This is a genomic window from Pseudodesulfovibrio portus (assembly GCF_026000375.1).
In the GTDB taxonomy this organism is placed as follows: domain Bacteria; phylum Desulfobacterota; class Desulfovibrionia; order Desulfovibrionales; family Desulfovibrionaceae; genus Pseudodesulfovibrio; species Pseudodesulfovibrio portus.
In genome coordinates this window covers 509,519-525,111 of the sequence record NZ_AP026708.1, presented here as the reverse complement: position 1 = coordinate 525,111, position 15,593 = coordinate 509,519, and the positions used below count along the sequence as shown (strand labels likewise).

Genomic DNA, 15,593 nt, shown 5'->3' with positions numbered 1-15,593 from the left:
ATGAAACAAGGGTTGTGGTATTCCTTCTGGCTCGGACCGTTGTCCGGGTAAACAACGGGCCGGGTCGTTGGGTCCATTACTGCATTTCGTTCGTTGAACAGGAGAGTTCGTTGGACGAAAGCTTTTATTAACTTTATTGGGGAGATAATTCAAGAGGGTTTTGCCTTTTGGACGTCAAACAACGCTTGAAACAGGGCGTTTCCCCGGCATCGTCTTTGTGTTTTGTCTAATATAATGATTTTAATGGGGTTACCATGGTGTTTGCCCTGTGCTATGTCGGGGTATCGAGTAGTCGGCATGAGCATATGTCGAGCAGGTGAAACGGAGAACCGATGGCCAACCGGAAAATATTGATCGTAGGCGACGACGACGCGGTCCGGCAGGACATGCGGGCGGCGGTCGAGCGCGGCGGGTACGAAGTGGCCGGAGTGGCCAGCGCAGGGGCGGATGCCTTGTTGCAGGTGGACACCCTGCATCCCGACCTGGTGCTCATGGACAGGCGGCTGGAAGGGGAGATGGACGGCTTCGAGGCGGCCGGGGAGATTCGTCGCCGGTTCGACGTCCCGGTCATCTGCCTGACCGTTGCCGAGGACGCGGCCTCCCGGAATTGGGCCGAGGAGGCGGGCCCCCTGTCCTGCCTGCTCAAGCCGGTGATCCACACCGAGCTCAGGAACGCCGTCGAAGTGGGGCTGTACACGCACCGGATGGAGCGGGAACTGCGCAGGGCCAGACAGGCGGCAGAGGGGGCCGACCGCGCCAAGACCGCGTTCCTGGCCACGGTCAGCCACGAGTTGCGCACACCCATGAACGGCGTGTTGGGCATGACCGAGTTGTTGCTCATGTCCGACATGGAAGAGCCGTACCGGGAAAACGTCCAGCTCATCAAGGACTCGGCCATGGGGCTGCTCTCGGTGCTCAATCAGATTCTCGACTATTCCAAGCTTGAGACCAGCGACTTCAAGATCCGGATGACGGATTTCCGCTTCGAGGACCTCGTGGTCGGCGTGCTCTCCCGGTACAACCGGGCGGCCAAGGCCAAGGGGATCAGCCTTGGATATTCCCTTGCTCCGGCCATTCCCATTTGGCTGCGGGGCGACCTGGCCAAGTTGCGGCAGATTCTCGGCAATCTCGTCAACAATGCCGTGAAGTTCACCCGCTCAGGGCAAATCCTGGTGGACATCACGCCGATGGACAACGGAGACGGCCTGCAACCCTCGACCGGCGGGGAAAAGGTGTTTGTCCAGATGTTGGTTCAGGACAGCGGCATCGGCATCCCCAAGGACAAAATGAACGAGATTTTCGAGTCCTTCTCCCTGGCGCAGGACCACCTGCTCCACACCACCGGCGCCCTCGGCCTGGGGCTGGCCATCGTCAGCCGGTTGACCACGGCCCTGGGCGGGACGGTCACCTGCTCGAGCGTCGAGGGCAGGGGGAGCACATTTTCCGTCTGCGTGCCCCTTGAGCACAGCAGCTATGAGACCCTGGCGCCGTCGGAAGCGGTCATGGGCGGGGATTCGCCCATCCGTGGCGCGCGCATTCTCGTCGTGGAGGACGACCTGGTCAACCAGCGGTACATCGTCAGGCTCCTTGAGAAGATGGGCTGCACCGTGACCCTGGCCGAGGACGGCCTCGAGGCCGTGGAGGTGCTCAAGGCGGAACGGTTCGACGTGGTCTTCATGGATGTGGAGATGCCGCGCATGAACGGTATCGAGACCACGCGGGCCATCCGCAGCCGGGAGACCGGCTGCCTCGACCCGCGCGTGCCCATCGTGGCCCTGACCGCCCACGCCATGTGGGGCGACGAGCAGCGGTGCATCCACGCGGGCATGGACGACTATGTTTCCAAGCCCGTGGAGATCGACACCATGGCCGCCATCATCCAATCGATTCTCGCCAGCCGCCAGCCCTCTCAGGGAAGTTCCCATTCTGCGGCCTGATGGATTGAGTGTTGCGCAATATGCTGGTATTGCTTCCCCTACGGAGAGAATAACGACATGAACGACAAAAAACCCGTCAATCCATTGCTGGACGGGGGCATCTACAAGGTGTTCCTGATCCTGCTCTTTCTCTTCTCCCTGTATCTGGGCTTCGCCCTGATCGAGCCGTTCATCCACACCATGATCTTCTCCACGGTGCTGGCGGTCCTGTTCTCCCCGGTCTTCAACTGGGCGCTCAGGGTATTCGAGGGCAAGCGGAGCGCTGCCTCGGGACTGACCGTGGCCATCATCGTCTTCGCCCTGCTCCTGCCCATGACGTTTCTGCTCATGGCCCTGATCAATCAGGGTGTGGAGTCGCTGGTCTCCCTGAACGCCTGGATCACCCAGGGGACCTATAAGGACCTGGTCAGCCTGGAAACCCTGGACAAGTATCTCGCCCTGCTCAACGCCAAGCTGCCGTTCCTGCGCATAGACGAAGTCGAGTTGCAGGCCGATATCGTCCAGTATTCAAGGCAGTTCGCCCAATCCATGCTGGCCTTCGGCACGGAGCTGGTGCGCAACGGGGCCAAGTTGATCCTTCATTTCCTGCTCATGGTCTTCATCCTTTTCTATTTCCTGCGCGACGGGTCCAAGATGGTCGCCTACCTCAAGCACCTGTCGCCGCTGCGTCCGGCGCAGGAGGACTTCATCATCGACTCCCTCAAGCGCGTGGCCCGGGGCGTGCTCATGGGCTGCCTGCTGGTGGCGGTGCTGCAGGGCGTCGCGGGCGGCATCGGACTGGCCGTGGTCGGCATTCCCGCCTTTTTCTGGGGCGCCATGATGGCCCTGTCCTCCCTGATCCCGGTCCTCGGCACCGGCCTGGTCTGGGTACCGTCGGTGGTCTATCTCGTGCTGGCGGGCGACTGGAAGACGGCCATTTTCCTGGCCCTGTGGTGCGGCATCTTCGTTGTCGGCATCGACACCATCCTGCGGCCCATTTTCATGCGCGAGGCCGCCCAGGTCTCCACCTTCTACATCTTCATCGCCATTCTCGGCGGCATTTACTCCTTCGGCATGCTCGGCATCTTCTACGGCCCGCTCATCCTGAGTTTCGTCATGGTCATGTTGCAGATCTACATCGAGGAATACGCAGACGATCTCAGAGACGAAGACGAGGCCCAATCATAATGAAGCGGATTGTCCTTCTTTTCCTGGCCTTGTTCATCCTGGCCGTGTCCGGTTGCGGCCCCGAGGCCACCCGGCCCCTGCCTGTCGAGGTGGAGCCCACCTATGTCCCCGTCGGGGAGAGCGAGGCCGAGACACTGGCCGCGCACCTGTCGCCCCGGTTGCAGGGGACGGAGTCCTGGGGCGGGCTGCGCCCTGTGTTGGAGCAGAATCTCGGCTACATCCGTAATCGGCCGCAGGACGCGGTCTGCGTGAACCGGCCCGGCCTGGTTCTGACATGGGGGATGCTCGGGGATTCCGTGGCCGAGCTGCTTTCCGTGCTCGACGACCTGGATCGCGACCCGCGCCTGCTTGCCGAGCGGTTCCAGTGGCTCAAGCTGGCCCCCGGGACCCTGTTGACCGGCTACTACGAGCCGTGGCTCAAGGCGTCCCTGACTCCGGACGACACCTACCGCTATCCGCTGTACGGCGTGCCCGACGACCTCAAAACCCTGGACCTCGGCGCGTTCCACCCCCGCTGGGAGGGACAGACCCTGACCTACAGGGTTGGGGAGGAGGGCGTCCAGCCGTACCACGATCGGGAGGCCATCGACGGGAAGGGCGCCCTGGCTGACAGGGGCCTTGAAATCGCCTGGGCCGCCGACCCGGTGGATGTTTTCTTTCTCCAGATACAGGGGTCGGGAAGGCTCGACCTGCCGGACGGCACGGCCAAGCACATTCTTTACGGCGGCAAGAACGGGCGTCAGTACCGGTCCCTGGGCAAGCTGCTCATCGAGCGCGGCCACATCCCCCGGGAAGAGATGTCCATGCAGCGCATCCGGACTTTCCTGAACGCCAACCCGGACGTTGCCGTCGATCTGCTCTTCGAGAACCCGAGTTATGTCTTTTTCCGGCTGGCCGATGACGGCCCCTACGGGTCCATGGCGTCCATCCTCACGCCTCGGGTGAGCGTTGCCGTGGACCGGCGCGTGATCCCGCTGGGCAGCGTGGTGGCCCTCAAGACCGCGCTCATTGATTACGGGACCGGCGAGTCCGAACCGTTCCTCTCGCTGATGGCCGCCCAGGACACGGGCGGGGCCATCCAGGGAACGCGCATGGACCTGTTCTGCGGCACCGGCCCTGAGGCCGAACAGCTGGCCGGGCATCTCCAGGAGGATTCCGAAGTGTTCATGCTGATCAGCAAAAAGGTGCTTGACGCGATTCCCGACAACGCCGAGTAGCCTGTTCAACCCATATCAAGGATACAATCATGCAGTATGTTGCCCTTTTTCAAGAGGACAAGAACGGTTTCTCTGTGGAATTTCCCGATTTTCCCGGTTGCGTGACCTGCGGCGACACCCTGGACGAGGCCGTGGACCATGCCCACGAGGCCCTGGCCGTGTTCGCCGAGGAAATGGTTGAGCAGGGGAAGGCGTTGCCGGAGCCGTCCACCAAGAAATCCCTGCTGGCCATGCCGGAGCATGAAGGCAAGAAGGCGATCAATGTTTCCGTCACCGGGGATGGATCGGATTTTGAGGAATTCGAAGTGGTTATGCATTCACACCTTCTGGAGCGCATAGAGAAGTATTCCAAGCTGCACGGGGTGTCTCCGGCGGACTTCCTTGCCGTGGCCGCCAGGGAGGCCATCAAGAACGATATTTTCGAGGAATGATGGAAAATACGAAATTGTAGGTAATATCGTTCCGAAATCGAAAAAAATGTGGCCTAAAAGCGCGATCTGCTGAAAAAGCGGATCGCGTTTTTTTGAATTGTTGATTTTTGCCTTAACAATCCTGTTAAAATTGGACAGATTCATCCACTTGCAGGCTTTTGGCTTTTGGTCTACGGTCGATCTCCCGGTCAGGTTTGAGCTTGACGCAATTTGGAGTTGGAATTTGGGTTATTTCACTTCCAAAATTGTTAATTGGACGTCCGGGAGGGGGGAATTTTTGAGTTCGGATGGCATTTCATTTCGAAAATCAGTCCGAATCAGGCATTCCCGGTACAGTATAACAGTGGAGAGATGAGAGACCATGTGCAGATTGTTTGCGCTCACAAGCCGTGAGCCCGTATCGCCCATGTTGGCCATCGACGCCCTCAATGTAATGAAGGAAGGGCACGATGGGTCCGGCGTGGGGTTGTTCCTGAGCGGCCTCGGCGGGCCGTTCGAGGAGTTGAAGGGGCATCCGATTCTGTCGGGTATCTTCACGGATGCCGGTCTGAAAAGGGTTTATGAGTATATGGCGGAGCGGGGCCACCGCGCCCAGTATTCCGCCATGTTCAAGCCGGAGACCGTGCCGCCCGTGGGCACCCCCAAGCGGGGCACCTATGCTTCGTTGGCCTACAAGATGTCCGACGAGTGGAGGGCGCTTCCCAAGGCGGAACAGGACAGGGCGCTCGTTCAGATGCGCCTCGACCTGCGCGCCGAGGGCGAGGAGTCCGGAGAGATCATGGTTTTCTCCCTGTGGCCCGACACCATCATGATCAAGGAAGTGGGCGACCCCATGGCAATCGGCGAGTACCTCAAGCTCGACCGAGAGGAACTGCACGCCCGCCACATCCTGGCCCAGGGGCGGCAGAACACCAACTACGCCATCAACCTGTACGCATGCCATCCGTTCTTCATCGAAGGCATATCCACCATGACCAACGGTGAGAACACCGCGTTCATTCCCATCAAGGAATATCTCCAGTCGCGCGGCGTCACCGGGTACCAGGGCTACCAGTCCGACTCCGAAGTGTTCACGCACATCGCCCACTTCGCCACCAAGAAGCTGGGGCTGGACATCAGCTCGTACAAGCACGTCATCACACCCATGAACGACGAGGAAATGGCCGGTCACCCGGATCGCGAATTTCTGTCCAACCTGAAGAAGTCTTGCCGCAAGTTGATCATCGACGGCCCCAACTGCGTCATCGGCTGCCTGCCGGACGGCTCCATGTTCATGGCCCAGGATCGCAAGAAACTGCGCCCCGGCGTGGTCGGCGGGGACCCGAAAAAGGGCATTTTCGCATTCTCCTCCGAGATTTGCGGACTCAATGCCGCCATCCCCGATCGTGACAAGACCCAGGATTTCCAACCCATGCATCTCGACACGGCAATCGTCGGACCCGACTGCCGGGAGGTTCTCAAATGCTCGCAGAAAGACCCATTACGCCTTCAACGTTAAGCCGCAAGGATCTGCCCTGGCAGATCAAGTGGGATATCAATACCTGTACCAAGTGCGGCCGGTGTACCTCGGTGTGCCCGGTCAACGCCATCGAGCTCGGCGTTTTCCGCAAGCGTGACATCAAGGCCCCCATGGGGCTGTCCGCCAAGCCGACCACCGAGTTCTCCACATTTTACGGCATCCGGCAGCGCACGGACCCGGCTTACGCCTGCATCGGCTGCGCCATGTGCAACATGGTCTGCCCGAACAACGCCATCGAGCCTCAGCGTCAGGACGATTCCACCACGCTGCAGTTCCAGAACAATCGGGGCGGCCAGTCCCGGACGCGCGGCGGCCGCCGGAACAATTCCGAATCCCTCCTGGACCAGATCAAGTTCATCCGCATCTCCATGCTCACCGACCCGGCCCTGGACGCCGGTCGCCACGAGTTCGAGATCCGGACCCTGCTCGGTCGCGTTCTATCGCCCGAGAACGAGATCAAGTGTTTCCATGAGAACGGCTGGAAGCCGCCGGTTCGCGAGATTTATCCCCTGGTCATCGGCGGCATGTCCTTCGGCGCCCTTTCCCCGAACATGTGGGAAGGCCTCCAGATGGGCGTGGCGTACCTGAACGAGGAAATGAACATGCCGGTGCGCATGTGCACGGGCGAGGGCGGCTGTCCCCCGCGCCTGCTGCGCTCCCGGTTCATCAAGTACGTCATCCTGCAGATCGCGTCCGGCTATTTCGGCTGGGACGAGATCATCCATGCCATCCCGGAGATGAAGGAAGACCCCTGCGCCATCGAGATCAAGTACGGCCAGGGCGCCAAGCCCGGTGACGGCGGCCTGCTCATGTGGCACAAGGTCAACAACCTCATCGCCGCCATCCGCGGCGTGCCCAAGGGCGTCTCCCTGCCCAGCCCGCCCACGCACCAGACCAAATACTCCATCGAGGAAGCCGTTGCCAAGATGATCCAGTCCATGTCCATGGCCTGGGGATTCCGCGTACCGGTCTATCCCAAGATATCCGCCTCTTCCACTTCGCTTGCGGTGCTGAACAACCTGGTTCGCAATCCCTATGCGGCCGGGCTTGCCATCGACGGCGAGGACGGCGGCACGGGCGCGGCCTACAACGTGTCCATGAACCACATGGGCCATCCCATCGCCTCCAACCTGCGCGACTGCTACAAGGCGCTCTGCGTGGCCGGCGCACAGAACGAGATTCCGCTCATCGCGGGCGGCGGCATAGGCAAGCACGGCAATCTGGCCGCCAACGCCGCTGCCCTGATCATGCTCGGCGCCTCCATGGTGCAGATCGGCAAGTACGTCATGCAGGCCGGTGCGGGCTGCCTCGGCTCCGAGAAGGACCGCTGCAACGTCTGCAACATCGGTGTCTGCCCCAAGGGCATCACCTCCCAGGACCCGAGAATCTACCGCCGCCTCGACCCGGAAAAGGTCGCGGAGCGGGTGGTGGACTTCTACCTGAGCTTCGATACGGAGCTGCGCAAGGTCTTTGCGCCGCTCGGCCGTTCCACATCCCTGCCCATCGGCATGTCCGACGCGCTGGGCATCAGCGACAAGGATGTGGCGGACCGTCTCGACATCAAATACGTGATCTAACCGAAGTTCAGGATATCGGAGTATACAATGGCTAAGAGAATATATCGCATACGCGGGATTGAAGACGGCCATCGCGTCGAGTCCCGCCTGCTTGAAAAACGCATTCAGGACGCCGTGCGCAAGGGCGCGCGCAAGCTCGAAATCGACGCCATGGGCCAACACGGCATCGGCGGCAGGCTCTGGATTTCCAAGGAAGAGCCCATTTCCGTGACTATCACCGGTTCCCCGGGGCAGCGCATCGGTTCCAAGGGATTCCCCGGCACCTCCATCGAGGTCCTGGGACCGGCTTCGGACGACATCGGCTGGCTCAACGCGGGCGCGGAAATCATCGTGCACGGCAACGCCAGCAACGGCGTATGCAACGCCATGGCCCAGGGCAAGGTCTTCATCGCGGGCAATATCGGCTCGCGCGGCATGACCATGACCAAGACCAACCCCCGGTTCGCCCCGCCCGAGTTGTGGGTGCTGGGCTCGGTGGGCGACTACTTCGCCGAGTTCATGGCCGGCGGCACCGCCGTGGTCTGCGGCCACGAGGCCCAGAGCCCCAAGAACGTGCTCGGCTACCGCCCCTGCGTGGGGATGGTCGGTGGCCGGATATTCGTGCGTGGTCCCATCGACGGGTTTTCCCAGGCGGACGCTCTCATGGAGCCCATCGACGACGAGACGTGGGCCTGGCTGACCGCGAACCTGGAAAGCTACCTCAAGAAAATCAAACGCATCCGCTTGCTCAAGCGGCTCACCCGGCGCGAGGAGTGGCAGCTCATCCGGGCAAAGACCCCGTTCGAGAAGAAGGGCAAGGTCCGCCGCTCCATGACCGATTTCCGGTCCAACGTCTGGGACAAGGAATTGGGAATGGGCGGCATGATCGGCGACCTGACGTCGCTGGACCGTTCCCCCATCCCGCTGGTCGTGCACGGCGATCTGCGCCGGAGGGTGCCGGTTTGGGAAAACCGCAAGTACATGGCTCCCTGCCAGTCCAGCTGTCCCACGGGCATGCCCGTGCAGAAGCGCTGGCAGCTGGTGCGTGACGGCCTGGTTGACGAGGCGGTCGATCTGGCCCTGGCCTATACGCCGTTCCCGGCAACGGTCTGCGGCTATCTTTGCCCCAACCTGTGCATGGAGGGGTGTACCCGTTCCACGCAGCAGGGCATGGCCGCCGTGGACATCACCAAGCTCGGTCGCGAGGGGCACAAGTCCAAGGCGCCCAAGCTGCCCAAGTTGTCCGGCAAGCGCGTGGCCGTCATCGGCGGCGGCCCGGCCGGTATCTCCGTGGCCTGGCAGATTCGCATGAAGGGGCACGAGGCCGTTGTCTTCGACATGGCCAAGACCCTGGGCGGCAAGATAACGTCCTCCATCCCGAACTCCCGCGTCCCCAAGGAAGTGGTCGAGGCCGAGGTCGAACGGGCTGCCAAGGTGCTGCCCCACGTCCATCTGCAGCAGGAACTCAAGCGCAAGGAATTCGAGGAGCTGCGTGAGGAATACGACTACGTGGTCCTGGCCACCGGCGCGCAGAAGCCGCGCGTCATCCCGGTGCCCGGCCATGAGCGCATCTACCCGGCCCTGACCTTCCTCAAGGACGCCAAGCAGGGCAAGGCCAAGATCGGCAGGAAGCTGGTCATCATCGGCGCGGGCAACGTGGGCTGCGACGTGGCCACCGTGGCCGCAGGCGTCGGGGCCGAGGACATCACCCTGATCGACATCCAGGAACCCGCCTCCTTCGGCAAGGAGCGCAAGGAAGCCGAGGCCGTGGGCGCCCGCTTCAAGTGGCCCTGTTTCACCAAGGAGATCACCAAAGAGGGCGTGCTGCTCCAATCCGGCGAGCTGATCGAGGCCGACACGGTCATCATGTCCATCGGTGATGCCCCGGATATCGAGTTCCTGCCCGACAACATCGCCCTGGATCGCGGCCATGTGGTGGTCAACGACGACTACCAGACCACGGATTCCAAGGTGTTCGCCATCGGCGACGTGGTCCGGCCCGGCCTGTTGACCCATGCCATCGGCCACGGGCGCAGGGCTGCCGAGATCATCGACGACCTGTTCAACAATCGCCGTCCGCAATCCGACACCAGCGAGATGATCGACTACACCCGTATGACGCTCGAATACTTCGACCCGCGCGTCATCGAGTTCAGCGACATGAACCAGTGCGGGGCGGAGTGCTCCTCCTGCGGTTCCTGCCGCGACTGCTACATCTGCGACACGGTCTGCCCCCAGGCGGCCATCGTCCGCGTTGAGCTGCCCGACGGCGGCTTCGAGCGCGTGGTGGACCCGGACAAGTGCATTGCCTGCGGGTTCTGCGCCGATTCCTGCCCCTGCGGCATCTGGGACATGAAGGCCCCGGCTCCCATGGAGTAGGGCGTTTGGGGAGGACCTCCGGCGGCCCCTTCGGGGAGACCAGGGCGCTGCCCCGGACCCGCCAGGGAGCAAGGCCCCCTGGACCCCTGTGTCGCCTTCGGCGAGAGGTGAGCCGATTGGCGATTCGGACACGAAAAAACGAGACACGCCGCGTCATGCTTATACATGGCGCGGCGTTTTTTTCGTGCCCGAATCGCGGGTTGTTGTTTTGGGGAAAAACTGAACCCCAAAGTTTTTTAACTTTTTATAGTTAGAGAAGAAGGTTGTCTGTCATCGACCCGCAACCGCGCGGATGCGCCGACAAAAAGTTTAGGAAGGAAGAGGGGATGGGGGTCTGGGGGAAGGGGAGAGGGAAACCCTTTCCAAAGGGTTTCCCTCTCCCCTTCCCCCAGCCGCCGGAGGCATCCTGCCCCGTGTGAAATGGCCTTTTTTCTCCATCCGCTGCATGCGCTTGAAGTCCGCCTTGTCGATGGCCTTGTGCGGGAATTCGTCCGGTATGTACTCCATGTCCAGGGCGAATGTGTGGAGTGATCAGGGAAACCTTCCCCGGTTGCGTTCCTGCCTGATGCCGTGTTCGGTCAACTTGTCGTAGGCGGCCTGGTCCTGTTTCAGCTTGGTCATGAACCTGTTGAATCGGTTCTTGGCGATGGCCTTGAAATTGACGCAGTCCACGTTCACGAGCGCTTCAAGTTCGTCGCTCAAGGCATGGGCGGCCCGGCTGGAAATTTCGCCGTGGATGAGTTCGTGTTCCTCCAGCTTGGCGAGGAACCCTTTCCACCATTGATAGGTTTTGCCGTCCACGCTGCGAGCCAGCTTTGGATAGAGATAGGTGAGGTGAAGGTAGACTTTGACGTCTCTGGCCGAGCAATCCCTGCCCCGTTTTACCATTTTGTATTGGATATTGATCTTGGTCCGGGTGACGGCCGTGTGTTTCCCCAGTCCCTTGTCCCATGGCGAACTGATCTGCAGGTCCGCCGCGATGCTCGCCGGGTCTGTGCCCTGAACCGTATAGTATTCAGTCTTCACCGTCCGGACCACGTCGGCGGCGGCGGGCGAGGCCAGGAGGAGCAGGGCCAGAAGTGCGGCGGGCAGGCGTCTCATGGTTGTCCCCGGAAGCTATTCGTCCCTGTCCGGCAGGTCGTCAAACTGCATGTTGTACAGTCGCTTGTACAATGGACAGGTCTCCAGCAATTCGCCGTGGCGTCCTTTGGCGATAATGCGGCCGTTTTCCATGACCACGATGACGTCGGCGGACAGGATCGTGGACAGTCGGTGGGCGATGACGATGGAGGTGCGTCCCTGCATCAGGTTGTCCAGGGCCTTCTGTACGATGCGTTCGGACTGGGTGTCCAGCGCGCTGGTGGCCTCGTCCAGGATGAGCAGGGTCGGGTCTTTCATGATGGCCCTGGCAATGGTCAGCCGTTGTTTCTGACCGCCGGAGATCTTGACACCGCCTTCGCCTACAAAGGTATCGTATCCCTCGGGCATTTCCATGATAAAATCGTGGGCATAGGCCGCCCGGGCCGCGTTTCTCACTTCCTCCATGTCGTATTCTTCCTGGGCGTAAGCGATGTTGTCGGTGATGGAAGTGTTGAAAAGGAAGGTGTCCTGGGAGACCAGGCCGAGGTTGAGGCGCAGGCTGTTCAGGGTGTAGTCCCGGAGGTCAATGCCGTTGAGTGTGATCGTCCCTTCGCTGACGTCGTAGAAACGCGGCAGCAGATTGACCAGGGTGGTCTTTCCCGACCCGCTCTGCCCGACGATGGCTACGCGTTGGCCCGCCTCGATGTCCAGGCTGACACCGTCCACGGCGTTGTCGTCGGATTTGGGATAGGCGAACCGGACGTCCTTGAAGGCCAGCTTCTCGAGCTTGCCGTTAAATACTGTTTCCCCCTGGTCCTCGATTTTGATTTCCGGGGAATCCAGGATGTCGAACACGCGTTCGGCCCCGGCCAGTCCTTGCTGGATCTGTATGTTGGATGCGTTAAGTTTTTTGACAGGATCATACAATTGGAGGACGGCTACCATAAACGCAAACAACTCGCCGGGGGTCATTTCGCCGTTGACAACCTGCATGCCGCCGACCCAGATGATGGTCGCACCGGCCACGCCCCCAATGATGTCCATAACCCTCGATGATCCTTCGCTGTAGAGCACCTGCCTGATGAGAAGTTTGGTGTAGCTGGTATTTTCCTTTTCGAAATTGAAGTCTTCCTTCAGCTCATTGGCAAAGGCCTTGATGACCTTGATGCCGGAGAAGCTTTCCTGAAGAACTACGTTGACACCAGATACTCCCGATTGGATTTTTCTGCCGTATTTTCTGATTTTTTGCCCGAAGTAGATAAACGGATAAATGGCTACCGGCATGACCAGCAGGCTCCAGAAGGCAAGGTAGGCGTCCAGATAAATTGTGAGGCCGATCAGGACGACGAGGGTCAATATCTGCCTGATGAACATGAGCAGGCTGGGAAGGCATACCCGGACTGACATGACATCGGAGATTATACGGCTCATGAGCATGCCCACCTCGCTTTCGGCAAAGTACGGCATGGGGAGGCGTATTATTTTGTGGTAGAGTTCTCGTCGTATGTCCCGGAGAACGAGGATGCCCGTGGCGTTCATGAGAAAGGTTTGTGCAAGGAGGGTGGCACACTTCATGAGGGTGAGCAGAACAACCCCCACAACACAAACTTTTAGCATGGGTATGTCTTTCTCAATGAGGACTTTGTCCAAAAAATCTTTTCCGAGCCAAGCTATACCGGCAGGGATGGGAGAGTATGCCAGCAGCGCGATTGTTGCCAGGACGACGCGCCATTTGTAGGGGGCGAAATAGTAGACACTCCGTTTGAACAGGTGGAAGTTGCTGAATTTATGTAGTTTTGCAGGACGAGGCAAAATGGCTCCTTGAAAAGTTGTCGCGAAACGATGCGTGCGCAGTCCCTCAAATAAGGTCTTGGGGCGGCTTAGTAAAGGGGAAAGCTTTTTTGGGGGGCGGCTGCGGGCAGCCGGGAAGGACACGGGGAGCGGATGCTCCCCGGATGATGCGGGGGAAGAACGGACCCGAAAGGCGGTCTAGCCGTCGGCGGCGTGCAGTGCAGCGCCCAGGGCGCCGACCATGTCGGGGTTTTCGGGAATGAGCAGGCCGGTGCCTTCCTCGGCCTTGATGGCCGAGGCCAGCAGGCTGAGCACGCAGGGGTTGTTGGCCACGCCGCCCGTGAAGACGAGGGGCTGATTGAGGCCGACCCTGTTCAGCATGTTGACCGTGCGCTTGATGATCGCCTTGTGCAGGCCCAGCGCGATGGATTCGGGCTGCTTGCCCTGGGCCATGAGCGAGGTGGCCTCGGTTTCCGCGAACACCGTGCAGATGGAGCTGATCTCCGGAGGGTCGTTTCCCTTCATGGCATAGTGGCCGAACTCCTCGATGGGAATCTGGAACACGCCAGCCGTGTATTCGAGGAATTTTCCGGTCCCGGCGGCGCATCGGTCGTTCATTTCGAACTTCATGACCCTGCCGCCGGAGAGGGCGATGGCCTTGGTGTCCTGCCCGCCGATGTCCAGTACCGTGGCCGCCTCCGGGAACAGGTGGCGGGCGCCGATGGCGTGGGCCTTGATCTCGGTGATGGCCGAGTGGACGCAGTCGAGCCCGAGCCTCTGGATGAGGTTGCGGCCATACCCGGTTCCCACCAGGATGTCCGGGCGCAACCCGTCCAGAAGTTTTCGGCATTGGGAAAGCGGGTCAAAGGTGGTGGGCACGCGCAGGGCGTGCACCACCTCCCGGTTGTTCATGGCCACCAGCTCGATGGAGCGGGAGCCGATGTCGAGTCCGATAATCACGCAAGGGTCTCCACGAAAGCCTCGACGCGGGTCTTGAGCTGCTCCACGTCTTCCATGGAGTAGTCGGTCTCGATGGAGAGCATGGGGATGCCCTCGGCCTGCAGGGTCTTGTCCACCTTGAGGGCCTCGTGGGTGTAGGGCTGGCAAAAGAGCAGGCTGTAGTGGATGACCCCGTCGGCGTTCATGCGCTTGGCCAGCTCGGTGACGTTTTCCTGGCGTTCCGTGTTCGGGGTGAAACAGGCACAGTCGATCTTCATGTAGCGGTCCACGATGGCGTCGATCATTTCATCCATGGTCTCGCCGGATTCGTCCACCAGGTCGCGGGAGTTGCGGGTGCCGATGCAGGATTCCTCGCCCACGATGACCGCGCCGGAGCTCTCGATGACATAGGGCAGCTTCCAGTTGGGGACCGCCATGGGACAGCCGGAGAGCAGGAGCCGCGGCGTCTTGGCCGGGGCGATGCCGCCCTTGGCCGCGATGCGCTTTTCAAGCTCGTCGCAGAGTTCGTTGATCTTGGCGGTGAAGCGGATCGGCTCGTCGTAGAAGCTGATCTGGTTGACGAGCAGGGCGTCCCGGCCGGAGATGGGCGCGGGGTCCGCTGCCCGGAGCGAGGTCAGCCGTTGCAGGGCGCGCCGCTTGGCGTTGGTGGTCTTGATGCCCTGCTTGAGGCGTTCCGGGGTGATGGTCTTGCCGGTCAGCTTTTCGACTTCCGCCAGGTAGCGCAGGACCTCGGATTTCCACAGGGCGCGGGCGGCCTCGGTTTTGGTCTGCGGCACTTCCATGATGTAGGTGGGCGCGATCTCGTTGAAGGCCTCATAGGCCTTTTTCTTGCCGTCGCAGGTGGTCTCGCCCACGATCATGTCGCAGGATTCGGTGTACGGACAGAGCTTGGCCATCTTGAAGCCGATGAAGGATTTGATCAGGGCGCAGGTGTTGCGCGGGACCAACTGTTCCGCCAGGTCGGTCCCGGCGTCGGCTCCGGCGCACAGCCCCACATGCACGGCGTCCGCCGCCAGGGTGATCTCTTCGGGCACGAAGACGCAGAAGGTGCCGACGACCTTGCGTCCCTCGGCCTTGGCGTCCTGCAATTCCTTGATGCGCAGCCCGTGGACTTCGGACAGGACGAAATCCAGGTACTCGGCCCCCTGCAGCCGGTTCTGTTGGGACATGTAGATGTCCCCGTAGAACTTGCCCAGAACTTCCAGCAGGGCGTCGTGAGCGTCCAGGTCGAGATCGAGTTTTTCCCACATTTCCCGGTGCGATGATTCAGTCATGGCTTTCCCTTCCTCATGTGATGGCGATGATGTTTCATTTATTACGTCTATCGGCTAACGTTGGTTTCATCTATATCTCAACGCGAGAGAATGGAAACGCCCGGCACTTGGTCAGGATTCGACACCAATAGGGAAGGTATAAAAAAAGGACCTATGCCGCAGGGCAGAAGTCCTTTTATTCCAATGGTACCCGGGGCGGGATTTGAACCCGCACGTCCTTGCGAACAAGGGATTTTAAGTCCCTGGTGTCTACCAGTTCCACCACCCGGGCTTGGGGTGTGT

11 protein-coding genes and 1 tRNA gene are annotated in these 15,593 nt (G+C 60.7%); 7 read left to right on the top strand and 5 right to left on the bottom strand.

The features are described 5' to 3' along the window. The first annotated feature begins 332 nt into the window (after positions 1-332). The 7 genes from OO730_RS02665 to OO730_RS02635 all read left to right on the top strand — a co-directional run bounded on the left by OO730_RS02665 (position 333) and on the right by OO730_RS02635 (position 10,206). Complete coding sequence (locus OO730_RS02665) at positions 333-1,937, top strand: response regulator (protein ID WP_264983031.1); 1,605 nt, start codon at positions 333-335, stop codon at positions 1,935-1,937. Positions 1,938-1,994: 57 nt separating this feature from the next. Then, complete coding sequence (locus OO730_RS02660; RefSeq protein ID WP_264983030.1) at positions 1,995-3,104, top strand: AI-2E family transporter; 1,110 nt, start codon at positions 1,995-1,997, stop codon at positions 3,102-3,104. Beyond that, complete coding sequence (mltA, locus tag OO730_RS02655; RefSeq protein WP_264983029.1) at positions 3,104-4,321, top strand: murein transglycosylase A; 1,218 nt, start codon at positions 3,104-3,106, stop codon at positions 4,319-4,321. The genes OO730_RS02660 and mltA overlap by 1 nt, the downstream gene beginning before the upstream one ends. A 29-nt stretch (positions 4,322-4,350) precedes the next feature. Then, complete coding sequence (locus OO730_RS02650; protein WP_264983028.1) at positions 4,351-4,752, top strand: type II toxin-antitoxin system HicB family antitoxin; 402 nt, start codon at positions 4,351-4,353, stop codon at positions 4,750-4,752. Between the two features lie 361 nt (positions 4,753-5,113). Beyond that, positions 5,114-6,250, top strand: a complete 1,137-nt coding sequence (locus OO730_RS02645; protein ID WP_264983027.1) for a class II glutamine amidotransferase domain-containing protein — start codon at positions 5,114-5,116, stop codon at positions 6,248-6,250. Further along, positions 6,214-7,848, top strand: a complete 1,635-nt coding sequence (locus tag OO730_RS02640; RefSeq protein ID WP_264983026.1) for a glutamate synthase-related protein — start codon at positions 6,214-6,216, stop codon at positions 7,846-7,848. Before OO730_RS02645 ends, OO730_RS02640 begins: the two co-directional genes overlap by 37 nt. Positions 7,849-7,875: 27 nt before the next feature. Further along, positions 7,876-10,206, top strand: a complete 2,331-nt coding sequence (locus OO730_RS02635; protein ID WP_264983025.1) for an FAD-dependent oxidoreductase — start codon at positions 7,876-7,878, stop codon at positions 10,204-10,206. A 531-nt stretch (positions 10,207-10,737) separates the two neighbouring features. Here OO730_RS02635 and OO730_RS02630 read toward each other — a convergent pair. From OO730_RS02630 to OO730_RS02610, 5 genes are all read right to left on the bottom strand, one after another. Next, the gene (locus OO730_RS02630; RefSeq protein WP_264983024.1) at positions 10,738-11,307 is read right to left on the bottom strand and encodes a DUF922 domain-containing Zn-dependent protease; all 570 of its coding nucleotides are present in this window, start codon (positions 11,305-11,307) and stop codon (positions 10,738-10,740) included. A 15-nt stretch (positions 11,308-11,322) separates the two neighbouring features. Beyond that, positions 11,323-13,221, bottom strand: a complete 1,899-nt coding sequence (locus tag OO730_RS02625) for an ABC transporter ATP-binding protein (RefSeq protein WP_323373364.1) — start codon at positions 13,219-13,221, stop codon at positions 11,323-11,325. Positions 13,222-13,275: 54 nt separating this feature from the next. Then, on the bottom strand, positions 13,276-14,037 hold the full coding sequence (locus OO730_RS02620; protein WP_264983022.1) for an acyl-CoA dehydratase activase: 762 nt from the start codon (positions 14,035-14,037) through the stop codon (positions 13,276-13,278). Next, the gene (locus OO730_RS02615) at positions 14,034-15,311 is read right to left on the bottom strand and encodes a double-cubane-cluster-containing anaerobic reductase (protein WP_264983021.1); all 1,278 of its coding nucleotides are present in this window, start codon (positions 15,309-15,311) and stop codon (positions 14,034-14,036) included. The genes OO730_RS02620 and OO730_RS02615 overlap by 4 nt, the downstream gene beginning before the upstream one ends. 184 nt (positions 15,312-15,495) lie before the next feature. Beyond that, positions 15,496-15,582: transfer RNA gene (locus OO730_RS02610), tRNA-Leu, on the bottom strand. Between the last annotated feature and the right edge of the window lie 11 nt (positions 15,583-15,593).